The sequence below is a fragment of the Pseudomonas sp. Irchel 3A7 genome, assembly GCF_900187565.1.
GTDB lineage: Bacteria > Pseudomonadota > Gammaproteobacteria > Pseudomonadales > Pseudomonadaceae > Aquipseudomonas.
The window spans coordinates 178,516-202,933 of sequence record NZ_FYED01000006.1; the positions used below are offsets into that span (position 1 = coordinate 178,516).

At 60.3% G+C, this 24,418-nt stretch carries 17 protein-coding genes and 1 pseudogene; 7 read left to right on the plus strand and 11 right to left on the minus strand.

Features of this window, described 5'->3' with window-relative positions; all coding sequences use genetic code 11:
• Positions 1-99 precede the first annotated feature (99 nt).
• From CKW21_RS12170 to CKW21_RS12180, 4 genes and pseudogenes are all read right to left on the minus strand, one after another.
• Positions 100-1,767 carry a response regulator gene (locus CKW21_RS12170; protein WP_371917521.1) on the minus strand — a complete coding sequence of 556 codons (1,668 nt, stop codon included), beginning with the start codon at positions 1,765-1,767 and terminating at the stop codon, positions 100-102.
• Positions 1,767-3,269, minus strand: coding sequence for an ATPase domain-containing protein (locus CKW21_RS12175; protein ID WP_095194214.1), 1,503 nt, complete (start codon positions 3,267-3,269; stop codon positions 1,767-1,769). The genes CKW21_RS12170 and CKW21_RS12175 overlap by 1 nt, the downstream gene beginning before the upstream one ends.
• A 128-nt stretch (positions 3,270-3,397) precedes the next feature.
• A pseudogene (locus tag CKW21_RS31770) lies at positions 3,398-3,475 on the minus strand (outer membrane lipoprotein carrier protein LolA); the annotation flags it as partial.
• A gap of 22 nt (positions 3,476-3,497) precedes the next feature.
• Positions 3,498-4,553 carry a lipopolysaccharide assembly protein LapB gene (locus tag CKW21_RS12180; protein ID WP_095194215.1) on the minus strand — a complete coding sequence of 352 codons (1,056 nt, stop codon included), beginning with the start codon at positions 4,551-4,553 and terminating at the stop codon, positions 3,498-3,500.
• 214 nt (positions 4,554-4,767) lie between these two features.
• Here CKW21_RS12180 and CKW21_RS12185 point away from each other — a divergent pair, with 214 nt between their 5' ends.
• From CKW21_RS12185 to CKW21_RS12195, 3 genes are read left to right on the plus strand one after another with little or no spacing between them, the layout of a single operon-like run.
• Positions 4,768-6,903, plus strand: coding sequence for an FUSC family protein (locus CKW21_RS12185; RefSeq protein WP_095194216.1), 2,136 nt, complete (start codon positions 4,768-4,770; stop codon positions 6,901-6,903).
• On the plus strand, positions 6,893-7,093 hold the full coding sequence (locus CKW21_RS12190; RefSeq protein ID WP_095194217.1) for a DUF1656 domain-containing protein: 201 nt from the start codon (positions 6,893-6,895) through the stop codon (positions 7,091-7,093). The genes CKW21_RS12185 and CKW21_RS12190 overlap by 11 nt, the downstream gene beginning before the upstream one ends.
• 4 nt (positions 7,094-7,097) lie before the next feature.
• A complete protein-coding gene (locus CKW21_RS12195; RefSeq protein WP_095194218.1) occupies positions 7,098-8,063 on the plus strand; it encodes an HlyD family secretion protein in 966 nt (321 codons plus the stop codon).
• Between the two features lie 597 nt (positions 8,064-8,660).
• Here CKW21_RS12195 and CKW21_RS12205 read toward each other — a convergent pair.
• The 6 genes from CKW21_RS12205 to CKW21_RS12230 form a co-directional block, all read right to left on the minus strand.
• Complete coding sequence (locus CKW21_RS12205; RefSeq protein ID WP_095194219.1) at positions 8,661-10,082, minus strand: efflux transporter outer membrane subunit; 1,422 nt, start codon at positions 10,080-10,082, stop codon at positions 8,661-8,663.
• On the minus strand, positions 10,082-13,270 hold the full coding sequence (locus tag CKW21_RS12210; protein ID WP_095194220.1) for an efflux RND transporter permease subunit: 3,189 nt from the start codon (positions 13,268-13,270) through the stop codon (positions 10,082-10,084). Before CKW21_RS12210 ends, CKW21_RS12205 begins: the two co-directional genes overlap by 1 nt.
• Before the next feature lie 15 nt (positions 13,271-13,285).
• Positions 13,286-14,539 carry a multidrug efflux RND transporter periplasmic adaptor subunit MexE gene (gene mexE / locus CKW21_RS12215; protein WP_095194221.1) on the minus strand — a complete coding sequence of 418 codons (1,254 nt, stop codon included), beginning with the start codon at positions 14,537-14,539 and terminating at the stop codon, positions 13,286-13,288.
• Positions 14,540-14,920: 381 nt separating this feature from the next.
• The gene (locus tag CKW21_RS12220) at positions 14,921-15,532 is read right to left on the minus strand and encodes a Fic family protein (RefSeq protein ID WP_095194222.1); all 612 of its coding nucleotides are present in this window, start codon (positions 15,530-15,532) and stop codon (positions 14,921-14,923) included.
• Positions 15,529-15,699: a YhfG family protein gene (locus tag CKW21_RS12225; protein WP_095194223.1), complete on the minus strand. Its 171-nt coding sequence runs from the start codon at positions 15,697-15,699 to the stop codon at positions 15,529-15,531. The genes CKW21_RS12220 and CKW21_RS12225 overlap by 4 nt, the downstream gene beginning before the upstream one ends.
• Before the next feature lie 91 nt (positions 15,700-15,790).
• On the minus strand, positions 15,791-16,708 hold the full coding sequence (locus CKW21_RS12230; RefSeq protein ID WP_095194224.1) for a LysR family transcriptional regulator: 918 nt from the start codon (positions 16,706-16,708) through the stop codon (positions 15,791-15,793).
• Positions 16,709-16,977: 269 nt separating this feature from the next.
• On the opposite strand from CKW21_RS12230, the gene CKW21_RS12235 reads away from it, so the two are divergent.
• From CKW21_RS12235 to pgm, 4 genes are all read left to right on the plus strand, one after another.
• The gene (locus CKW21_RS12235; RefSeq protein WP_095194225.1) at positions 16,978-18,000 is read left to right on the plus strand and encodes a zinc-dependent alcohol dehydrogenase family protein; all 1,023 of its coding nucleotides are present in this window, start codon (positions 16,978-16,980) and stop codon (positions 17,998-18,000) included.
• 573 nt (positions 18,001-18,573) lie between these two features.
• On the plus strand, positions 18,574-20,064 hold the full coding sequence (locus CKW21_RS12240) for a hypothetical protein (protein WP_256590204.1): 1,491 nt from the start codon (positions 18,574-18,576) through the stop codon (positions 20,062-20,064).
• A 58-nt stretch (positions 20,065-20,122) separates the two neighbouring features.
• Positions 20,123-21,523 (plus strand): PLP-dependent aminotransferase family protein, encoded by a 1,401-nt coding sequence (locus CKW21_RS12245; RefSeq protein ID WP_095194226.1) that lies wholly within the window; start codon positions 20,123-20,125, stop codon positions 21,521-21,523.
• A gap of 125 nt (positions 21,524-21,648) precedes the next feature.
• Positions 21,649-23,295 (plus strand): phosphoglucomutase (alpha-D-glucose-1,6-bisphosphate-dependent), encoded by a 1,647-nt coding sequence (gene pgm, locus CKW21_RS12250; RefSeq protein ID WP_095194227.1) that lies wholly within the window; start codon positions 21,649-21,651, stop codon positions 23,293-23,295.
• 208 nt (positions 23,296-23,503) lie between these two features.
• Here the strand turns inward: pgm and CKW21_RS12255 are convergent, their stop codons facing one another.
• Positions 23,504-24,199, minus strand: coding sequence for a pirin family protein (locus CKW21_RS12255; RefSeq protein WP_095194228.1), 696 nt, complete (start codon positions 24,197-24,199; stop codon positions 23,504-23,506).
• Positions 24,200-24,418: the final 219 nt, after the last annotated feature.

Consider the following 24,418-nt stretch of genomic DNA (forward strand, 5'->3'; position numbering starts at 1 on the left):
CTCGCGAAAGCGGTGGGTCAATCGCCAATGATGCAGGATGTGCCGCCGTCTTCGCGAGCAGGCTCGCTCCCACAATTGACCACATTTTCCGGCAGGGCATCAAATTCTTATCATCTCCCGCACCTTCGCCGTCAACAGGTCGAAGGTGAACGGCTTGGTGATCATCTGCATGCCTGAATCGAGGAAACCACCGCGCACGGCCGCGTGTTCGGCGTAACCGGTGATAAACAACACCTTGAGTTCAGGCCGGTGCTGCCGGCCGATTTCCGCCAGTTGCCGGCCATTCATCCCAGGAAGCCCGACATCGCTGATCATCAGATCGATACGTTGCCCGGAATCAAGGATCGGCATCGCGCTGTCCGCATCGCCGGCCTCGACAAAGGCATAGCCCAGTTCGCTTAACACCGTGCTGACCAATACCCGCACCGCGGGATCGTCCTCGACGATCAACACCGTTTCACCGTTGCTGGCAAACAGCGGATGCGAGCTTTCAACCGGAAGGTCCCGTGGCACTTCACCCCCGAAACGCGGCAGGTACAGGCTCACTGTGGTGCCTTTACCCACTTCACTTTGAATGGCCACGTGTCCGCGCGACTGTTTGCTGAAGCCGTAGATCATCGATAACCCCAGCCCCGTGCCCTGACCGATGGGTTTGGTGGTGAAGAAGGGATCGAAGGCGCGGTTGATGGTGCTTTGCGGCATGCCACAGCCGGTATCGGTCACACTGAGTACCACGTAATCGCCCGGATCAAGATTGCTGTGAGGTTGGGTGAATTGCGCGTCCAGATGCCGGTTCGAAGTCTTGACCACCAGGTTGCCGCCATCGGGCATGGCGTCCCGGGCGTTGATCACCAGATTGAGCAGGGCGCTTTCCAGTTGATTCGGGTCAGCCTCGGCCACCCACAGTTGCTCGCTCAGCTGCATGTCCAGGCGAATGCTTTCGTCGACACTGCGTTGCAACAACTCGCCCATGGACACCACCAGGTTATTCATCTGCACGGGTTTGGAATCCAGCGACTGCCGACGAGAAAACGCCAGCAGGCGATGGGTCAGGCCTGCCGCACGGTTGGCGGAGGTCACGCCGAGGTCGATCAGGCTGTCCAGATCCTCAAGGCGCCCCCGGGCCAGGCGCCGGCGCAGTAATTCCAGGCTGCCGATGATGCCGGTCAGCATGTTATTGAAGTCGTGGGCGATACCGCCGGTGAGTTGCCCGACCGCCTCCATTTTCTGCGACTGGCGCAGCACTTCTTCGTTATGACGCAACTGTGCGGTGCGCTCTTCAACCTGCTGCTCCAGGGTTTCCAGGGTGTTTTGCAATCGCAGTTCGCTTTGGCTCAAATCGACCAGCCGATCCCTGGCTTCGTACTGTCGTCGGCGGCCGCGCAAGGCGGTGGTCACCAGGCTGATCAAGGTGACCGGATGAAAAGGGCGCTCAAGGAACGTGACGTTGCCCAGTTGCGGGCCGAAACGCGAGGCCGGGTTCTGTTCCGGGCCACCATGGTGAGTCAGCAAGACGATCGGCAGATCGGACCAGGCAGGTTGCTGTTCGATCAGCCTGAGCAGCGGTTCAAGATCCTGGCCCAGCAAGGCTTCCGAGGACACCAGCAGCAAGCCTGCACCTTGCTCCAGTTCGTTGCAGAGCTCGCGCAGATCCCGGCTGATGACCCCGTCGAAACCCGCTTCATTGAGCATCATCAGCGCAATCTGGCTGTCGCGACCCAGTGGCGCGAGAATGATCGCGCGCTCGGACGTCGCTTCCTGGAGCATCACGGCTGTTCATCCCCGAGCAAGGGCATGCTCGCGCCATGGTAAGTCGGCACCCCACGCAGTACACCCTGGAAAGCTTCCAGCGGTTCACCGATGGTCATGCCTTTGACGCTGATCCGGTATTCACGGATGGTCGACTCATGGCTGCCGGTGCGCTTCTTGATGATAGAGATGGCCCGGCGCACCTTGCCCAGCGCTTCGAAGTAACGCAGCAGGATGACCGTATCGGCCAGGTAGGTGATGTCCACCGGGGCCTGCATGTCGCCGACCAGACCGTGTTGAGCGACGGTCATGAACGTCGCCGCGCCTTTGCGGTTGAGGTACAGCAGCAACTCGTGCATGTGCAGCACCAAGGCGTTTTCTTCCGGCATCGCGGCCTGATAGCCATTGATGCTGTCGATCACCACCGTCTTGATGTCGCGCTCGTCGACGCAACGACGCACCCGATGGGAAAACTCGCCGGGGGACAGTTCGGCGGCATCCACTTGTTCGATCAGCAGATTGCCGGTGTCTTGCAGCGCCTGCAGGTCGATGCCCAATGGCTTCATGCGCTCGAACAACAAGCCCAGTTCTTCGTCGAAAATGAACAGCGCGGCTTTTTCGCCCCGGGCCACGGCAGCGGCGGCGAAGATCATCGAAATCAGGGATTTGCCGGTACCGGCCGGGCCGAGGATCAGGGTACTGGACCCGGTCTCGATGCCGCCGCCGAGCAAGGCGTCCATTTCCCGGATGCCGCTGGTCAACTGCTGACGCAGGTAGGCGCCGCGGTGTTCGGCCGCCACCAGCCGCGGGAACACGTGCACGCCATCACCCATGATGGTGAAGTCATGAAAACCGCCGCGGTATTTCTGGCCCCGGTACTTCACCACCCGGATGCGTCGGCGTTCGGCGCCGTAATTGGGGGTCAGCTCCTCCAGGCGAATCACCCCATGGGCCACGCTGTGCACGGTTTTGTCGAGGGATTCGGTGGTCAGGTCGTCCAGCAGCAGGACGGTGGCGTCGTAGCGCACGAAGTAGTGCTTGATCGCGAGAATCTGTCGGCGATAGCGCAGGGAGCTCTGCGCCAGCAAGCGAATCTCGGACAGGCTGTCGAGGACCACGCGGGTGGGTTTGACCCGTTCGACCACTTCGAAGATCTGCCTGGTGGCTTCGCCCAACTCGAGGTCGGAGGAGTACAGCAGCGTCTGCTGATGCTCGGCATTGAGCAGGTTTTCCGGCGGCGTCAGTTCGAAAATGGACACGTTCTGGTCCAGTTCCCAACCATGGGAACGGGCACCCTGACGCAGTTCGCGTTCGGTTTCGGACAACGTGATGTAAAGCGAGCGCTCGCCAGCCTGGGCCCCGGCCAACAGAAAGTGCAGGGCGACAGTGGTCTTGCCGGTTCCGGGTTCGCCTTCCAGCAGGAACACGTGGCCACGGGACAGGCCACCATCAAGAATGTCATCCAGACCTTCGATCCCGGTGGCGGCTTTTACGCTGATCATTTCGTTGGCTGTAGACAAAGAATGCCCTCTCATGACTAGGGGGAAGCGAGGCAGCAGGCGTCAGGTGCCTGAACGTGCTACCTGTTCACTTGACCTTTGGTCGCGACGAGCGTTCAACCTTTTGTACCGAGATGTGTTTACTGACCTGTAGGAGCGAGCTTGCTCGCGAAAAACCTGAGGGCTTCGCGGAGAGTCAGGCATCCCGCGCCATCGTTGACCACCATCGCGAGCGAGCTCCTACAGTCTTTAAAGCCCCTGTTGGAGAGCCGGATCGTCCGGATTTTGCTGTTCCAGTTGCGCCAGCAGTATCTGTACGTTCTGCAACTGTCCGCTTTCTTTCCAGTAATTGATCAACAATACCCGGGCCTTGCGATCGTTGGGGTGGCGCTGGACGATTTCCTGCAACTGCTTTTGCGCGGCCTCCAGCTCCTGCTCGCCGTGCAGTGTGGTCGCCAGGTCATAGCGGTAATCCTTGTTGTCCGGTTCAAGCTCGACGGCCTTGGACAGGCCGAGCAGGGCGAATTCGCTTTGACCGTGATGCAGCAACCACAGGCCCAGGGCGTGTTGCAGATAAGCCGAATCGGGTTGTGCTTTAAGCTGTTTGGCCAATAGCTGGCGGGCCGCGTCACTTTGGCCCTGCCTATCGAGTACTTCGATCTGCATCACCAGCGCCGGCAGGTTGTCGGGGGCAAGGCGCAAGGTGTGGTCGAGTTCCTGTTGTGCCTCTTTCAATTCGGCATTGTGCAAATACAGGCGAGCCAGCTGGTAGTGGGTGTCGGCGCTTTCCGGGGTGTTTTTGAGCACCTGCTGCCAGGCATCGATGGCCTGTTCCAGCGGCCCGAAGTACAAGCCAAGGTCATCCGGCGACAACCCCAGCAATGCGTTGACGGCAGCCAGCCGCACGCTTTGCTCGCTGTCATCGAGCAATGGCCCGAGCAACAGGCTGCGCTGGCCGCTGGGCACCAAGCCGCTGATGCTCTTGATCGCTGCGATACGAACCTCAGGCACTTCGTGTTGCAAGTCCGCATCCGCCAGCTTCAAGGCCACGGAGCTGGGGTAGTTGGGCAATTCGGCATGCAGCCAGACGCGCCGCTTGGGCGAAAGGTCCGGGCGGGCCAATTGCTGGTAAAGCACCCGCGCAGCGCCGGGCTGGCCGGCGCGGGCCTGGGCCAGTGCTTCGCTGTAGCCGCGCTTGATCGCCTCAGGCACCACAGGGGTTGTACTGCGTAGGGAAAACCACGCAAGGCCGACGATGAGCAGGGCGCAGAGGCTGATGAGCAGGTAGCGGCGGGACTGGGGCATGCAGGAATCCGGGAGCTGGCAAGCTTTTGCAAAGTGAGCAGCTTCGGTCAGGAGGGGCTGTGAGTCAAACGTTGACGCCGCAGCCCCTGATCTGACGTCGGGTGAATTTGCCGGTGATTCACCGAGTTTGCCCGCCGATGTCGTCAACGCCAAAACCTGTCGAGGCATCCAGGTAGTGACTACGCTTGCTGGATAGCCGTCCACGAGCCTTCCCATGCAACCGTTGCTTCAGTATTTCAAGGCAATCCTGCACCCAGGCCCCGGGGTGTTGCTGTTCGCCATGAGAACCATCACGGCCGGGCTGTTGACGCTGTACCTGGCTTTCATCTTCGACCTCGAACAGCCCAAATGGTCGATCATGGCCGTGGTTATTGTCAGCCAGCCCCTGGCCGGCATGACCCTGGCCCGCAGTTTCGGTCAGGTCATCGGTACCACGCTGGGCGCGATCGTGGCGGTGGTGATCATGGCGATATTCCCCCAGGCACCGGTGCCTTTCCTTATTACGTTGTCGCTGTGGTTGGCGCTGTGTACCGCCGGTGGCACCTTGTTGCGCTACACCAGTTCCCAGGCCTTTGTGCTCAGCGGCTACACGGCGGTGGTGGTAGGGCTGCTGGCGGTGCCCGATCCGGACGGCACCTTCCTGCTGGCCGTGACTCGGGTGACCGAAACGCTGCTGGCGGTGGCCTGCGTGTGTGTCGTCAGTTTGCTGACCGCGCGCCCGGAAGCCGTGGCCAAGGATTACTTCGCCAGGATCGATCAGGTGATCAAGCTGCTGGCGACCCATGCCGGCGCCGTCATTCGTACCGAGGAAAGCGAGGCCGACTTCCACCGTCGGCAAATGCAGTTGCTCGGGCAGATCAGCGCGCTGGAGGGGGTACGTCGGCATTTGTATTACGACGCCCCGCGGTTGCGCAGCGCCGACGATCTGGTGCAATTGCTCGGCAATCAACTGTTGTTGCTGACGGCGCGGCTCACCGCCTTGCGTCACCAGCGCGAGTTGTTGCTTGAACGCTGGGAAGGCGAGATCCCGGCTGAAATACAGCAATTGCTCAGCGAAGAGTTGGCCTTTCTCGATGAACTGGCCCGGCAAGGACGCGCCTTGCCTGATGAGCAGCGGCGCCGGTTTGCCGCCTTGCAGCAACGCTTCGATGCCCTGGCTTACCGCTCGGAGCAACTGATCGAGCCTCTGAAGGCCACATTACGCTCGCTGTCATGGTCATTGCGCTGGGAACAGGCGCGGATGCTGCAACAGCTTGAAACCATCCTGGAACTGAGCGATGCGATCCAGAGTGGACGCAAGGCCAGCAGCATGTTTCGCGGCAAGGCGAACCCGTTGCACCTGGACTACACCCTGGCGGCAATGAACGCCATCCGTGCTTACTGCGCGCTGATGGTGGCGGGCCTGATCTGGATCGAAACCGGTTGGGACGGCGCGCGGGGCGGGATGATCGTGGCGGGGATCCTCTGCTCGTTGATGGCGACGTTTCCCCGGCCGCTGCTGGCAGCCCAGAGTTATGCCCGGGGCCTGGGGCTGGCACTGGTGGTGTCGGCGGTGCTCCAGTTTTCGCTGGTGCCGATGATCAGCAGTTTCGAACTGTTGGCCTTGTTGCTGGCGCCTTTGCTGTATGCCGTCGCGGTGGGCTTGTCCAGCCCGCCCACCACCGGCACCGGGATCGGTCTCGGGCTGTCGACCTTTCTGCTATTGGGTCCGCAGAACACCGGACTGGGGCAGAACACCGCGATCCAGTGGTTCGAATTTGCCGGTGCCTACACGTGCGCCGCCGCGCTGGCGTTGAGTGTGTATGCCTTGATCTTCCCCTTCAGGCCTGCGCTGCGCATTCGTCGATTGCATCAGGAAAACTGCGAGCAGGTCTATGCCTTGCAGAAAATCCCGGCCACTGATGAAAACCAGTTTGCCTTCGAGAGTCGCATGGTCGACCGCCTGACCATGATGCTGGGGTTGTTGCCCGCCATCCAGGACAAACCATCGCGCGACCTGTTCGAAGTCAGTCTCGGCTGCCTGGCCCTGGGCATCGCCCTGAACCAGCTCCGACAGCAGGGGCAGAACAATGTGCTGCTGAGTTCGCAAACCCAAACCCGGTTGTTCGACACCGTTCGGGATACCGGGCGGCTGATCGCCGGTCGCCCCGGCATTGAAGTCGATTACGTACTCGACAGCCTGCACGCCTTGGGCGATGAGCTGGATGCACTGCACTCCAGCGTCCATGAACACTTATGGTCGGTGTTTCGCATGCGCGTGGCGTTGTTGATCGTGGTGTCCTTTCTGGAACGCCATCGTGGTCACTTTGAACCTGTCCCATCGCAAGGAGTACCGGCGCTTGCCCATTGATCTTGAAATAGGCGGTGTCTACCTGCCGCCGATTGCCCAGGCGCTGCTGCTGGGCCTGCCGATTTTCCTGCTGCTGGACTGGATCCTGCGGCGCCTGGGCGTGCTGCAATTCGTCTGGCATGAAGCCTTGTTCGAAGGCGCGTTGTACGCCTGCGTGTGCGCGACGTTGATTCTGGTGATGGGAGCCTGATGCCTTGAAGAAGATCCTTGCTCAACTCACGACCCTGGCGGTGGTGGTGCTGGCTTTTGTGCTCGGATGGTTCGCCTGGGAGCACTACACCCGTGCCCCCTGGACCCGGGATGCACGGGTGCGTGCCGATGTGGTGACCTTGTCTGCCGACGTCGCCGGACGCATCGTCAACCTCGGCGTGCACGACAACCAGCATGTGGAGAAGGGCCAGTTGCTGCTGGAAATCGATCCTTCGCGCTACGCCCTGGCGGTGGACCATGCCAAGCGATCGGTGGAAGTGGCCAAAGCTTCGCTTGGGCAATCCGAAGCGGCCATTGTCGCCAGCCAGGCGCTGCTGCGTCAGCGTCAAAGCGAAGAGCGCCGCCGGCGAACCCTCAAGGAACGTTCGGCGATTTCTGGCGAAGAATGGGAGAAATCCAGCACCGAGGTGTCGGTGGCCCAGGCTGATTTGCTGCGCAACCAGGCCAACCTGGGATTTGCCCAGGCCAACGTGCAACTGGCTATTGCCGCGTTGGCCGAGGCTGAGCACGACCTTGAACGCACCCGGGTCGAATCGCCGGTTAGCGGGTATGTGACCAATCTGCTGACCCGTCAGGGCGACTACGCGACAGCGGGTGGTCCATTGGTGGCGCTGGTGGACAGCGACTCGTTTTATGTCAGTGGCTATTTCGAAGAAACCAAACTGCCGCGAATCGTAGAGGGTGACCGGGTCGACATCGAATTGATGAGTGGCGAACGTTTCGGCGGCACCGTGCAAAGCATCGCCTTCGCCATCGCCGACCGGGAAAACCTGCCGGGTGGGCGTTTACTGGCCAATATCAACCCCAGTTACACCTGGGTGAAACTGGCACAGCGTGTGCCGGTGCGGATCAAGATCGATGCGGACTATGCCGGCAAAGACAAACTGCGTGCCGGTACAACCGCCACGGTGACCGTCCAGGAAAACCGTAATATCCAGGATCGCCAATGATCCCTGTGGGAGCGAGCCTGCTCGCGAAAGCGGTGGGTCAAGCGCCAGCGATGCAGGATGTGCCGGCGTCTTCGCGAGCAGGGTCGCTCCCACACTGGTTGTGTGTCGAGCCCACAATCAACTTCAACAACAGTCCCCTGTGGGAGCGAGCCTGCTCGCGAAAGCGGTGTGTCGGCCGCCAGCGATGCAGGATGTGCCGGCGTCTTCGCGAGCAGGCTCGCTCTCACACTGGTTGTGTGTCGAGCCCGCAATCAACTTCAACAACAGTCCCCTGTGGGAGCGAGCCTGCTCGCGAAAGCGGTGGGTCAATCGCCAGCGATGCAGGATGTGCCGGCGTCTTCGCAAGCGGGCTCGCTCCCACACTGGTTGTGTGTCGAGCCCACAATCAACTTCAACAACAGTTCCCTGTGGGAGCGAGCCTGCTCGCGAAAGCGGTGGGTCAAGCGCCAGCGATGCAGGATGTGCCGGCGTCTTCGCGAGCAGGCTCGCTCTCACAGGGATTTACATTGCTTTCAAAAAAAAGCCCCGCGACCGGAATGGGGCGCGGGGCAAAGAATTGGTTGGTTGCGGCCAACCAAAGGAGCTCTGTAAAAACGATTACTTGCTGGCGACTGTCTCCGGCTGCCAGCCGCCACCGAGGGCCTTGTAGATCGCGACGATGCCGCGATACAGATCGACTTCGGCCTGGGCCTGGGTGTCTTCCGCCGCCAGGCGTTCACGCTGGGCATCGAGCAGCACGAGGAAGTCGGCGGAGCCTTCGCGGTAGCGGACTTCGGCGAGGTCGGCAGCGGAACGGCTCGATTCACTCTGACGTATCAGCGAGATCAGGCGCTGTTGGCGTTTGCCGTAGTCGCTGAAGGCGTTTTCCGATTCTTCCAGGGCCAGCAACACCTGCTGCTCGTAACTCGCCAGCGCGCCTTCGGCATCGGCATCGGCACCACGCAGGCGGGCACGCACACTGCCCAGGTCGAATGCCGCCCAAGTGATGCTCGGACCGAGCGCCCAGGCGTTGGCCGCCGAGGAGCCGATCTGCGAACCACGCCCGGCGGTGAACCCGAGGAAGCCGCTGAGGCTGACACGCGGGAACAGATCAGCCTTGGCCACGCCGATACGCGCCGTGGCCGAGGCCAGTTGGCGTTCGGCGCTGAGAATGTCCGGACGGCGTTGCAGCAGCTCACCCGGATCACCGATCGGCAGGGCCTTGGCAATCGCGGGCAAGTCTTTCGGGCTCAGGTCCACGTTCAACTTGTCCGGGCGCTGACCCAGCAGCGTGGCGATACGGTTTTTCTGCCGCACCTGCTCGGCCTGCAATTGCGGCACGCTGGCTTCGACCGAAGCCAGGCGGGCATCGGCACGCTCGACATCGAGCTGATCGCCAACGCCGGCATCGCGCAGGCTGACAGTGATCTTGCGCGACTCCTGCTGGTTATTCAGGTTGGCCAGGGCGATCTTTTCCCGCAGCTGTGCGCCGCGCAACTGACCGTAGGCATCCACCAATTCGGCAATCATGGTCACTTGCAGTTGGTACAGATCGGCCTCAAACGCCTGCTGTTCGGCGTTGGCCGATTCCAGGTTGCGCTGGATGCGGCCAAACAGGTCGATCTCCCACGCCATGTCCAGGCCCAGGTCGTAGCGCTCGCTATTGACGCGCTGGGTGGTCTGGCCAGGAATCTGCCCCTTGCCCAAATCACTGCTGGCACGGCTGGTGATGGTCGGCATGGCGTCATTGCTGACGTCATCGCGAATCGCCCGGGCCGCTTTCCAGCGGGCAAAGGCGACGCGCAGATCACGGTTGCCCTTGAGGGATTCGGTCACCAACTGATTGAGGGTCGGGTCTTCGAACTGTTGCCACCAGATGCCTTCGAAGCGCGAACGGTCGAAGTTCTTCTGGCCGGCCGCGCCATCGGTGGCCGTGGTGATGTTGGCAGGTTCAGTGGCTGGGGTCTTGTAGTCCGGGCCGACGGCACAGGCGCTCAGCGCCAGTACCAGCAGGCTCGGCAGAAAGGCTTTCAGACTCATCAGTGCGACTCCGGCTGCGGTTGCAGTTTCAGCGCCTTGGCGGCTTTACGCGCTTCACCGCGCTCGACAAAGTTACGAATCAGTACGTAGAACACCGGCGTCAGCAGCAGGCCGAAGAAGGTCACCCCGAGCATGCCGGAGAACACCGCCACACCCATGGCATGACGCATTTCGGCACCGGCACCGCTGGAGAACACCAGGGGCACCACACCCATGATGAACGCGAAGGAGGTCATCAGGATCGGCCGCAGACGCAGGCGGCAAGCTTCCAGCACCGCCGCCAGCGGGTTCAGCCCTTCTTGCTGTTTATCCTTGGCGAACTCGACGATCAGAATCGCGTTCTTACAGGCAAGCCCCACCAGTACGATCAAGCCGATCTGGGTAAAGATGTTGTTATCGCCTCCAGACGCAATCACACCGGTGATGGCCGACAGCAGGGTCATAGGGACAATCAGGATCACCGCCAGTGGCAGGCTCCAGCTTTCGTACTGCGCCGCGAGCACCAGGAACGCCAGCAATACGCAGAGCGGGAACACGAACAGCGCCGTGTTGCCGGACAGAATCTGCTGGTACGTCAGGTCGGTCCACTCGTAGGTCATGCCGTTGGGCAGTTCTTCCTTGAGCAGTTTCTCGATGGCTTTTTCGGCCTGGCCGGAGCTGTAGCCGGGGGCTGCCGCACCGTTGATTTCAGCGGTGATGAAGCCGTTGTAGTGCATCACGCGGTCCGGACCCGAGGTGTCGCTGACCTTGATGAAGGTCGCCAGCGGGATCATCTCGCCCTTGTTGTTACGTACTTTGAGCTGGCCGATCTGGTCGGATTCGAGGCGGAACTGCTGTTCGGCCTGAACGTTGACCTGATAGGTGCGACCGAAGCGGTTGAAGTCGTTGGCATACAGCGAACCCAGGTAGATCTGCAGGGTGTCGAAGATGTCGCTGACGGCCACGCCGTGGGTCTTGGCTTTCTCGCGGTCGATGGCGGCATCGACCTGCGGCACGTTTACCGTGTAGCTGGTGAACAGGTTGGCCAGTTCCGGCACGTTATGGCTCTTGGCAATGACGTTCATGGTTTGCTTGTACAGCTCGTCGTAACCCAGGTTGCCCCGGTCTTCGATCTGCAGGCGGAAACCACCGATGGTGCCCAGACCCTGTACCGGCGGTGGCGGGAAGATCGCCATGTAGGCTTCCTGGATCCCGGCGTACTGGCCGTTCAAGGCACCGGCGATGGCGCCAGCGGACATGCTCGGGTCTTTACGCTCGTCGAACGGCTTGAGAGTCACAAACACGATGCCGGCGTTCGGGCTGTTGGTGAAACCGTTGATCGACAGGCCAGGGAAGGCCACCGCGCTTTCCACGCCTGGCTGTTTCAGGGCCAGGTCGGACATGCGCTTGATCACGTCTTCGGTGCGGTCCAGGCTCGCCGCATCCGGCAATTGCGCGAACGCCACCAGGTATTGCTTGTCCTGGCCGGGTACGAAACCGGTCGGGGTGCTGGAGAAACCAAAGAATGTCAGGACCATCAGGCCTGCGTACAACAGCAGGGCGATACCGCTGCTGCGGATTACGCGGGCAACCGTGCCGACATAACCATGGCTGGCTTTTTCAAAGAAGCGGTTGAACGGGCGGAACAACCAGCCACCGAAAATCTTGTCCAGTACCCTGGAGAAACGGTCTTTGGGCTTGTCATGACCCTTGAGCAATACCGCGGCCAGTGCAGGCGACAGGGTCAGCGAGTTGAAGGCCGAGATCACCGTCGAAATGGCGATGGTCAGGGCGAACTGCTTATAGAACTGTCCAGTCAGGCCAGAGATGAATGCCGCCGGGACAAACACCGCGCAGAGCACCAGCGCCGTGGCGATGATGGGACCTGTCACTTCGCCCATGGCTTTTTTGGTGGCGTCCATCGGCTCGAGGCCCAGCTCGATGTTTCGCTCGACGTTCTCTACCACGACGATCGCATCGTCGACCACGATACCAATGGCCAGTACCAGCCCGAACAGCGACAGGGCATTGAGCGAAAATCCGAACAGGTGCATCACGGCGAACGTACCGATCAGCGACACCGGCACCGCCACCAACGGAATGATCGAGGCGCGCCAGGTTTGCAGGAACAGGATCACCACCAGCACCACGAGGATCAGCGCTTCGAAGAGGGTGTGAACCACCGCTTCGATGGAGCCGCGCACGAAGATCGTCGGGTCATAGACGATGCTGTAGTCCATGCCTTGGGGGAAGCTCTTCTTCAGCTCTTCCATCTTGCCGCGAACTTCGTTCGAGATTTCGATGGCGTTGGAACCCGGGCGCTGGAAAATCGGGATCGCCACGGCCGGCTGGTTGTTCAGCAATGAACGCAGGGCGTATTGGCTGGAGCCTAGCTCGACTCGGGCAATATCTTTCAGGCGAGTGATTTCACCGTTGTCGCCTGCACGAATGATAATGTTCTCGAACTCTTCCTCGGAAACCAGACGGCCTTGGGTGTTGATCGACAGTTGGAAACTCTGGGCATTCGGAGCCGGGGGCGCGCCCAGTTGGCCGGCGGCCACCTGACGGTTCTGCTCACGAATGGCACTGACCACATCGGTCGCGGTCAGGTTGCGCGAAGCGGTCTTGTTCGGATCGAGCCAGACCCGCAGCGAGTAATCGCCCATACCGAACAGTTGTACATCACCGACACCACCGAGCCGCGCCAGCTCATCCTTGATGTTCAGGATCGCGTAGTTGGACAGGTACAGCATGTCGTAGCGTTTGTCCGGCGAGGTCAAGTGCACGACCATGGTCAGGTCGGGGGAAGCCTTGTCCACGGTGATACCGATGCGCGTCACTTCCTCGGGAAGTTTGGGCTCGGTCCGGGTCACGCGGTTCTGCACCTGCACCTGTGCGTTGTCCAGGTCGGTGCCCAGCGCGAAGGTGATGGTCAGGGTGATCTTGCCGTCGGCGGTGGACTGCGAGGACATGTACAGCATGTTCTCGACGCCGGTGATGGCCTGCTCCAGGGGAGCGGCCACGGTTTCACCGATGACTTTGGGGTTGGCGCCCGGGAAGTTGGCGCGCACCACCACGGTCGGCGGCACCACTTCCGGGTATTCGCTGATCGGCAACTGGAACAGCGAGATAGAGCCGGCGATCAGGATCAGCAGCGATAGCACCGCTGCGAAGATCGGCCGTGTAATGAAGAATTGGGAAAAATTCATCGGAGTCGTTATCCCTTATCCGCGTGGGTTCGCAGCAGCCAGTTTCACAGCCGTGCCCGGCGCGACCTTGGCAGGTGCGACTTGGGGCAGGTTGCTGGCTTCCAGCGCTTGTCGTTGTTGTGCCAGGGCAGCGAGGGTTTGCTCGCTGGCCATCGGGATCACTTCAGGGGTGACTGGCGAACCTGGACGTACCCGTTGCAGACCCTTGACGATGATGGTGTCGTCCTTGTTCAAACCGTTGCGCACGATACGCAGGCCTTCGATTTTCGGACCCAGCTCGACTGCGCGGTAGGCGGTCTTGTTGTCGGCATCCATCACCAGCACGAATTTCTTGCCCAGGTCGGTACCGACCGCTTCATCGTTGATCAGCATGGCGTTGTAGGTGCCGCTGCCCACCAGTTTCAGGCGTGCATAAAGGCCCGGGGTGTAGCTGCCGTCGCTGTTGTCGAACACGGCGCGACCACGGATGGTGCCGGTCTTCGGGTTGACCTGGTTGTCGACGAAGTTCATCTGGCCCAGGTGCGGGTTGCCGTCTTCGTTGGACAGGCCCATGTACACCGGGGTGGTGGCGCCGCGTTTGCCCTGGCGGGCGAGCTGGGTGTACTTGAGGAACACACGCTCGTCGGCATCGAAGTAGGCGTAGACCTTGTCGGTGGAGACCACGCTGGTCAGCGGGGTTGTGTCGGCGGTCACCAGGTTGCCGGCGGTGATTTCCGCACGGCTGACGCGGCCGCTGATCGGTGCGGTGACGCGGGTAAAGCTCAGGTTCAACTTCGCCAGATCAAGCTGCGCTTGCAGGGCGCCGACCGCGGCGCGAGCCTCCTGGGCAGCGCTGGTGCGCGAATCGGCCAACTCGGCGGAGATCGCGTTGCTGGTGCGCAGGCGCTCACCGCGCTGGGCTTCGTTTTCGCTGCGGGTGGCATTGGCGCGGGCCTGGGCAACCAGGGCTTCAAGGCGGCGGACCTCGGCCTGGAACGGACGCGGGTCGATCTGGAACAGCAGGTCGCCTTTCTTGACCAATGCGCCTTCAGTGAAAGCCACTTCATCGATCTGCCCGGACACCCGTGGACGGATCTCTACGGTTTCCGGTGCTTCAAGGCGCCCGGTGAACTCGTCCCACTCGTTGACCGGTTGCTCCAGCACCTTGGCCACGCTGACTTTGGCAGCGGGCAGGGTGGCGGCCGTTTCCGGCGCCTTGCCGCATGCGCTGAGCACCACTACGGCCAACAGGGCCAACGGGAAGCGCAAATGTTTGAGTGACTGTTCCATGGATGCATCCGCCAATGTATTGAGATTGGCGAATGATGCTCGGCGGGTTGGTATCGCACGAATCGAATGGGGCGAAGGTAACTATCATTCGGAATGATATGAGAGCCGAGTTAGCTCTCTAGCCTGCGCCTTTGGCTGGAACTTGATCAATGGGGTTAATGGAAATTCAGTCTTTCCATGGTGGTAAAGGTCGGGCATGGGGCCGAGTCGCTCTTATCGCGGGCAAACCCGCTCCCACAGGGTTTGCGCATAACCTGTGGGAGCGGGCTTGCCCGCGAAGAGGCCATCAGATTCGATTATCATCTGAAGGCTATCCGGATCCCCTGCGTGCAGCACAGCGGGTAAGGGCACATTTGGGGGGCGCCTTTGTTTTGGCGTGTCTTAAAAGTCCACTTCCTCAATAGTCGACCCGATGCATCGGTCAAATATTGTGATTAGAGGCCGATCATCGCCGTAGAAGGGGGCAATACATGCGTCAATCCACTCTTGCCGTTCGGCGAGACCCCAATCTATTGAGTAGCCCGCATTGAAGATGATGAATTCGAACACAATGCGCTGGGTTCGACCATTACCTTCCCTGAAGGGATGAGCAATGTTCAGCGTGCCGTAGGACTCAGCGATCGATGAGACCAGGAGGTCTCGGGAATACCCCTCGAACCATCCCGCTTTGGCCATTTTCGAAAACTCTTTTTTGACTTCCCCTTCGATAAACTCGGGAACACAGAACCTTGTGTCGCCCTTGCTGATCCCGAGAGTTCGGAGTTCACCAGCCCAGCTATAGATTTTTCCGAACAGGGTGCGATGCACCTGCTGCAAGGTCTTGAGGCTGTAAGGGGGTAGAACAAACTCCATCTGCGCTGAAGCAATTTCGTTGAGGTAACGTTCGGCTTCGTCGAGATCGTTGGAGTCACGCAGGTTTAGTAGATTTATCAGTACGTCGGTGCCCGGATAGCAATCCGGGGCTTGATCAGTACCGTACTTGTCGTTACTCAAGCTTTGATGTGCCGTACAGCCTTCAGGGCGGCTTCGCGGGTAGGTAGCTTGATTTCGCCGTCACTCGGGGACGGCAGGAAGCCTTCCAGGCGCAGGCTGGCTGCGAAGTTGGCTTTACGGTGCTTGGCGAACCAGGCTTTCTTGGTCTGCAAACTCAGCTTTTCCATATTCGGCACCCTGATGTCAGTGTCTGGCTATTGTAGCCGATTGAGGCCCTCATTAGGGACTGTCGTCTCGGCTTCGGAAAATGCTTCCGGGTTACGCCAGGCTATCCGGATCCCCGAAGAACATCTGAATCCGCGAACGCAACCACCGCTCCCCCGGATCATTATCCTGGGACCCACGCCAGGCCATGTGCAACTCAAAGCTTTGCACCGGCATCGGCGGATCCTCCGCCCGTACACCGCCCGCCGCCGTCAGCGCGTCGGCCGTGTAATCAGGCACGGTGGCAACGATATCGGTTCCGCTCAACAACGTGCTCAACCCGTTGAACTGCGGCACGGCCAGTACCACGTGACGTTTGCGCCCCAGTTTTTCCAGCTCTTCATCTATAAAGCCGCTCAGGTCCCCGGCGAATGACACCAGCGCATGGGGGCGCGCGCAGAAGTCGTCCAGGCTCAGCGGCCCGGGCACGGTGTCGGCGCGCAGCAGTTTGGGCGAGCTGCGGCGCAGTACTTTGCGCTTGGCGTTCGCCGGCAGGTCGGTGGTGTAGCTGACGCCGATCGAGATCTCCCCCGATGCGAGCAAGCCCGGCATCAGGATGTAGTTGACCCGTCGCACCACCAGCACGATTCCCGGGGATTCGGCGCGCAGGCGCTTGAGCAGCATCGGCAGCAGGGCGAATTCGACGTCGTCCGACAGCCCGATGCGAAACACTGCGGTGCTGGTGGCCGGGTCGAATTCCGCCGCACGGCTGACGGCGGTGGAGATCGAATCCAGCGCCGGAGAGAGCAGGGCGAAGATCTCCACGGCGCGCGCGGACGGCTCCATGCTGCGGCCGGTACGCACGAACAACGGATCATCGAACAGGCCACGCAGGCGCGAGAGCGCCGCACTGATGGCCGGCTGACCAAGGAACAATTTCTCCGCAGCGCGGGTCACACTGCGTTCGTGCATCAGGGTTTCGAATACGATCAACAGGTTCAGGTCGACACGACGCAGGTCATTACGATTCATCTGGAGTCCTGGCAGAGTCAGCAAACTTGACGTGAGCGGCCATATGAGAACAATGGCCAGCAGGAATATTACGGGGAAAGGCTGGTACTCTGCACCGAGTAATTCAGTTTTCCTACAAATGCTGCTTCGGTTTCTGACGACATTTGACGATGTTGCCGCTGCTGCGGAATCAATGACAGGCATGTCGACTATTAATAGCCACTGATAGTGTTGGGTTGAAAGCCCAGCTAGAGTTCATGGCATTAGAGGTTTATTTGGCGAGGTTTGCGATGTCCCGCACGATCCGTTTTCACAAGTTTGGTCCAGCCGAGGTGCTCAAATGCGAAGAGCATGCGGCAGCTTTGCCTGCACCGGGTGAAGTGCAGGTGCGCGTCGAAGCCATTGGCATCAGCTGGTACGACATTCTCTGGCGCCAGAACCTGGCTTCCTCCCATGCTCGCCTGCCTTCTGGCCTGGGCCAGGAAATGGCCGGTGTCGTCACCGCCGTCGGGGAGGGTGTCGACGACCTGGCTGTCGGTGACAAGGTCGCCAGCTTCCCGGCCGAGAGTCCGAACGACTATCCGGTCTACGGCGAACAGATCGTTCTGCCACGCTCGTCGCTGACTCGCTACCCGGACGTGCTTAGCTCGATCGAAGCCAGCGTGCATTACACGCCGCTGCTGATCGCCTATTTCGCCTACGTCGATCTGGCGCGGGTCAAACCCGGGCAATTTGCCCTGGTCACCGACGCCAGCCACTGCGCCGGCCCATCGTTCGTACAGCTGGGCAAAGCCTTGGGTGTACGGGTGATTGCCGCGACCAAGACGGCGGAGGAGCGTGAGTATCTGCTGTCGCTGGGGGCGGAGAAGGTCATCGTCACCGAAGAAGAAGATCTGCTGATGCGGATCAACAAGATCACCGACAATCGCGGCGTGGACGTGGTGTTCGATGGTCTGGGCGGACCGCAGATGTCGCTGCTCGGCGATGTGCTGGCACCGCGCGGCAGTCTGGTCCTGTACGGCCTGCAAGGCGGCAACCAGACGCCATTCCCGGCCTGCGCGGCGTTCCAGAAGAACATTCAGTTCTTTGTGCACTGCATCGGCAACTTCACCGGCAAGCCGGAACTGGGCATCATCCAGGATCAGGTCGCGCTGCAACGTGCCTTGCGTGACATCAACCAGTTGACCGCCGACCGCGTTCTGCTGCCGCTCAAGACCCGGGTCTTCCCGTTTGCCGAGTTTGTCGAAGCGCATCGCTACATGGGCGAATGCCCTTGCCGTGAACGGGTCGCCCTGCAGGTCGAACCCGCCTGACCGAGCTTCAACTTCCCCTTAAAGAGTCCGTGCCCCCACGGACTTTTTTTTCATCACTTTCCTGCACCCGACATCCCGTTGACCTGTCGATGGGGCCGTTCAGCAACTGAACTGGTTTTTGCGCTCGATCTGTAGCTTCTATTCAGCAACTAAGGCCTGATAATTGGATGATTACTTTCATCTCAAGGAACGAGTCATGGACGGGTATCGGACCGATACTTTTCAATGCGCTGTACGGCTGTCTACTCAAAATAAAGCGCACTTTTATGTAGTTGCAGAACAGTTGTTGGCAACTTCTTTCTCTATTTTCTGTATTAAACATCTGTGGGACTCTGTAGGGCGTTTCCTAGGATGTTGCCTATCGAAGCAACAAACCCTTAAGCCCGGGCTTTTGAGCCGTCCACGGGTGTTCAAAGGTGTCTGCACCCTTTCAGAACCTGAAATGCCGAGCTGAAAATTTCAGTGTTAGCATTCGGCAATAAATCCACTCATCCAATCATTTCAGGCCATTCCCTGCGCTGTGCGTGCAGTTGTTTGTGCAGTATCGAACTTACGAGCATCAGGTAAATAAAGATGACCAACATTCATGATCAAGCGATGAACTATGTCTATCAACAAGTACTGCAACGATTGCTGGGTTTCTTGTCCCGCGCCGAACGCACGGCACTGCAGTTGTTGATTCAACGCTTGGGGGTGGCCGCCGGGGGCATGGAGCAGATAGGCGACTTCAAAGTGCTGGCGATCCAGTCAGGTTCCCGTGACAGTTGCTACACCCTGGCGTTGCTGCGTGCCGCGCAACTGACCATCGCCAGCCGGGCGCCGGCGACGTTTCAGTTACGGGTGGCGACGTTACGCTTGAACGGCAGTAACCCGACGGCGCTGGAAAACATCCATCGCACCTGCAACGCGTTATTCATCTATGACGATCCACGGGTTGAAGTGCTCATGGCCGATAACCGGGAAGTATTGCCATTTGACCATGCGGCGCCGATTTCTCCGGCCGGGCGTGAATCCAATCGGACCAATCTGTTGATGCTGGGGCATCGCCGGGCGTTGGACGGACCGCTTGATCTGTGGGATGACGGTTATCTGGCCACCGGGGAGTTCCATGGGCAAATCGCCCGCTGGAACCATGGTGTCGATGCCTTGGTGAGCAGCGATACACCTCGTCGGCAAAAGCAATTCATGGAGGGTTTGAAGCGCGCAGCCGTCAAGGCTGGACTTGAGGTTTCGGAGCATCACGAGCCGGGTTATGCCGGTTTGTTCGCGCTGCTCGATGAACTGGGCAGCGCAGACTACCAGCGGTTTTACACCGAGGACGACCAGCAATCCTGGCGTCCGGCCGAACAGTTCGAAACCTGCCGCCGCACAACGTTTATCGATATCCACGACATGCTGGTAAGCAATCTGGAGGAGCGTTGGCCGTTGCTTACCGAATTTCTCGGATTCCAGGCAGACGAACTGGCGGCGCAGCTCAGCGACAACGAATACGTCAGCCTTCCGGTCTCGGCACACCTGCGCGGGCTGCAAGCCTGCTTCGTACACGGTCGCAGCTACGAGGGGGGTGTCGCCGAATATCTGCAACGAGCCTTGGTGATGATGCGCCGCAAGCACCTGCCGGAGCGCTTGTGCGAATTGGCGGAGCAGGTATTCGGCAATCCGGCGACGCTGGCGGACCTGCGCGCTCGGGCCGCGACCGAGGCGCAACGCAGTCTGGGTCTTAGCGAGGCGCAAATGGTGTGTCTGTTGTTTGCCCCTTTTGGTGACAATGCCGCAACACTCGAGCGTTTTCTGCGCCAATGCCACCCCGGCATGCTGGTGGCCATGCCGGAATTGCACCGGGCCATGCAGGGGCAGCCGGCCGCGGATCAGGTCATGCAATGGATGGTCGATGTCAGCGGTTTGCCGGTCAGTCTCATCGGCAAGCTCTATCGCATGGGACCGCTGCCTGCAAATGAGAACAGGGCCGCTGAATCGGCGACCGATGATCCGGACGTTGAGGGCGAAGCCGACGAGGGCAAGGTAAACACCTCGATGACGGATGAAGGGTTGGCAGGTCGTTGAAAGTGCATGGATTGACAGCCCCGCGTGACCTGGCTTGTCACGCCCACGGTCCCTTGCCATGAAAGGCCCCCGTGAAACCGACTTCGCCTACCAGGCGGTATACCGTTACCTGATCAGCCTGATCGGCGAAACCGCCAGCGATGAACACCTGCGCTTGCCGTCCTTGCGCCAACTGGCCGAGCGCCTGAACGTGTCGATCTCGACCATCCAGTACGCGTACTCTCTACTGGAGAAAGAAGGGCGGGTGTATTCGGTGGCCAAGTCTGGCTACTACGCGCTGCCGACGCCGTCCATCGGCAGGCTCTACAGTGGTAACGACTTGCTCGAAAGCGTCTATATCAACGCTCGTCGCCCTGGAATGCTGGTGTTGAGTAGCGATGACCCGGCATTGTTGCAGCCGATCGACAGTCCATTGCTGTTGCTGGAAAGAGAGCTGTTGCGCCAGTACCCGCGCCAGCCGCAACCGAATTCGCAGCCCTGCGGTGAGCTCGAGCTACGCATGGCGCTGGCCGCACGCTACACCACCTCACCTGTCCGCTGCTGGCATGCCGATGACGTCTACATCGGTGCGGATCTTCGCGGTGTGCTGGAAATTCTGATGGCCGTGCTGTGCCTCAAGGATGCTGCTGTGGTGGTGGAGTCGCCTTGTGATTGGGCGATATTGCGCTTGTTCCAGGCCGCGGGTGTGCGGGTGATCGAATGGCCCTTGCTGGCCAATGGAAGCCTGCACCACGAACGCCTCAAGGAGTTGCTGGAAAACGAACCGGTGCGTCTGGTGATGGTTTCATCCGGGTTGAACATGCCCCGTGGCAGCCGTGCACCGGACGACAACCGACAAGCCGTCGCGCAATTGCTGGAGCGTCATGACTGTTGGGTACTGGAAAACGATTGTTACGGTGAGCTTGATTTCGAGCCCGACGGACTGCGGTTTCGCGATCTGCTGGCCCCGGAACGGCTGATGGTGTTTTCCACATTTGAGAAAATCATCGGGCCGGAAGCCCCCTACGGCTATCTGCTCTCGCGCCATTTGGGCGCCGCGTTGCAACGGCAGTTTCTGCTGCGCGCCTTCCGCCTGTCACCGATTCGCCAGAAAGCCATTGCCCGCCTGTACAGCAACGGGCGCATCGATCAGCACTTGCAGTTGTTGCGACGCCGGCTCAAGGACAGCAAGGTGCAGATGATCCAGCTGCTGTGCGAGCGACTGGGTGATGCCCTGCAATTCGTCGAGCCTGAAGGTGGCGCAACCGTCTGGGTGCGTTCGATGCGCCGGGTCGATGTACGCCAGGTGTTCCAGCGCCTGCTCAAGCATCAGGTGGTGATTGCGCCGGGAGAACTGTTCAGTCTCCAGGGCCTGCATACGCAGCACCTGCGCTTGAGTCACAGCGTCGGCAGCGATCATGACCTGGCCACCGCACTGAGCTTGTTGGGGGATGCGTTGCGCCGCGAGTCGATCGACTGAGCAGGGTAGTTCGGGATTTATAACATGGCGGGTGGGCAGGGCCGGGATCGATAACGTCGCGCCGCGGTCAAACTGCCAGTAAACTGCGTTCCAATTCCTGAACCACTCTATTCCAGAGGTTTTGCATGACACTCAGTCATTTTGCGGGTAAACCGGCACCGGCAGAATTGTTGGTCGACATCCCGCGACTGGTAACGGCGTATTACACCGGCCAGCCTGATGCCGCCATCTCGACCCAGCGCGTGGCGTTCGGCACGTCCGGGCACCGAGGCAGCTCCTTCGACCTGAGTTTCAACGAATGGCACGTGCTGGCGATCAGTCAGGCGATCTGCCTGTATCGCGAAGCCCAGGGCATTGACGGTCCGCTGTTCGTCGGCATCGACACCCATGCGCTGTCCACGCCGGCCGGCGCCAGCGCCCTGGAAGTGCTGGCCGCCAATGGCGTGACGGTGATGATCGCCGAAGGCGACGAATACACGCCGACGCCGGCCATTTCCCACGCGATTCTTTGCTATAACCGCGGACGCACCTCGGGCCTGGCCGACGGCATCGTCATTACGCCGTCCCACAACCCGCCGCAAAGTGGTGGCTACAAGTACAACCCTACCAACGGTGGCCCGGCCGATACCCACATCACCAAGTGGATCGAAGCCAAGGCCAACGAACTGCTGGCCAACAAGCTTGCGGGCGTCAAACGCATCAGCTATGAGCAGGCGCTGAAGGCCAGAACCACCCATCGTCACGACTACGTGAACACCTACGTCGCCGACCTGATCAACGTGATCGATTTCGATGCGATCCGCGATGCCAAGCTGCGTCTGGGTGTCGATCCGCTGGGTGGAGCAGGGGTGCGCTACTGGTCGGCGATTGCCGAGCATTACCGCCTGGATCTGGACGTGGTGAACAAGCAGGTTGATTCGACCTTCCGCTTCATGACCGTCGACTGGGATGGCCAGATTCGCATGGACCCGTCGTCCACTCACGCCATGCAAGGCCTGATCGGCCTCAAAGAGCGCTTCGACGTGGCGTTTGCCTGCGACCCGGATCACGACCGTCACGGTATTGTCACCCCATCCGGCGGCTTGCTGGCGCCGAACAACTACCTCGCAGTCTCTATCGATTACCTGTTCCAGAACCGTCCGCACTGGCGCGCCGATGCGGCCGTGGGCAAAACCGTGGTCAGCAGCGGCCTGATCGATCGCGTGGCCAAGCGCCTGGGTCGTCGCCTGTACGAAGTACCGGTTGGCTTCAAGTGGTTTGCCGATGGCCTGTTCGACGGCTCCCTGGGCTTTGGTGGCGAAGAAAGCGCCGGTGCATCGTTCCTGCGCAAGGACGGTGGTGTCTGGAGTACCGACAAGGACGGCCTGATCCCGGCGCTGCTGGCAGCCGAAATGACCGCCCGCACCGGTCGTGACCCTAGCCAGGCCTATCGTGCCTTGACCGATGAGCTGGGCGAACCGTTCTCGGTGCGCGTCGACGCCAAGGCCAATCCAGAGCAGAAAGCCCTGCTGAGCAAGCTGTCGCCAGCGCAAGTCACCTCGACCGAACTGGCGGGTGAGGCGATCCAGAGCATCCTCAGCCACGCGCCGGGTAACGACCAGGCGATTGGCGGCCTGAAGGTCATGACCGAAAACGGCTGGTTCGCGGCGCGTCCGTCGGGTACCGAGGATATCTACAAGATCTATGCGGAAAGCTTTGTCAGTGATGCGCATCTCAAGCAGTTGGTGGCGGAAGCCCAAACCCTTGTGGATGGCGCGATTTCCGCGAAATAAGTGACGGCCCTGTGGCGAGGGGATTTATCCCCGTTCGGCTGCGTAGCAGTCGTAAATCTGCAGACGCGGTGTATCAGAAGAACTGCATTTGCCGGGTTTGGGGTCGCTTCGCAACCCAACGGGGATAAATCCCCTCGCCACAAAGGGCTTGACGAAAAAAAAGGGGTGACCAATTTGGTCGCCCCTTTTTTGGCCCGGCTTTACCGGATCAAGCCAGATCCACCAACACGATTTCACTGTCCTCGATCGCCGTTACTCGCAGCACCTGCTCCTGGGCTACCGCAACACCGTCTCGAGCTTGTGCACGCAAGCCATTGACTTCAATGATACCGGTCGCGGGTACCAGGTACGCACGACGGCCAGCGTCCAGATGATATTCGGCGGTTTCCCCAGCCTTCAGATTCGCCGCCACCAGCCGCGCGTCGGCGCGAATACGCAGGCTTTGATCGTCGCCCGACTTGCCGCTGGCCAGGGTCACAAAACCTTCGCGCTGGCCTTTGGGGAAGGGTTTGGCGCCCCAGGACGGTGCCAGGCCGGATTCGTTGGGAATGATCCAGATCTGGAAAATCTTGGTCGGCGTCGCTTCCAGGTTGTATTCGCTGTGGGCGATGCCGGTGCCGGCACTCATGACCTGAACGTCACCCGCTTCGGTGCGGCCCTTGTTGCCAAGGTTGTCCTGATGGCTGATGGCGCCTTCACGCACATAGGTAATGATTTCCATGTCCCGGTGAGGGTGTTGCGGGAAACCGGTACCAGGGGCGATCACGTCGTCGTTCCACACCCGCAGGTTGCCCCAGTTCATACGCTGGGGGTCGTAGTACTCGGCGAACGAAAAGTGGTGATGGGCATCCAACCAGCCGTGGTGTGCGCCACCGAGCGAGTTGAAAGGTCTGAGTTCAAGCATGATCGTCTCCTGGAAAGGTTCGCCATGGGGCAAGGCGCCTGGGCCATGAAGCGAGACCGGTGGTTGATGACGGGCATCATCCTTCAGCCAACAATCGATAAAAAGCGTAAAAAATGCCTCATAACTATCGGATTGTTTGATGTGAAGTCATCTCGAAACACTCTCATCCAGCTTTCACTTCAACGCATAAGCCAATGAGTCATAAGCATTTCACTAGAA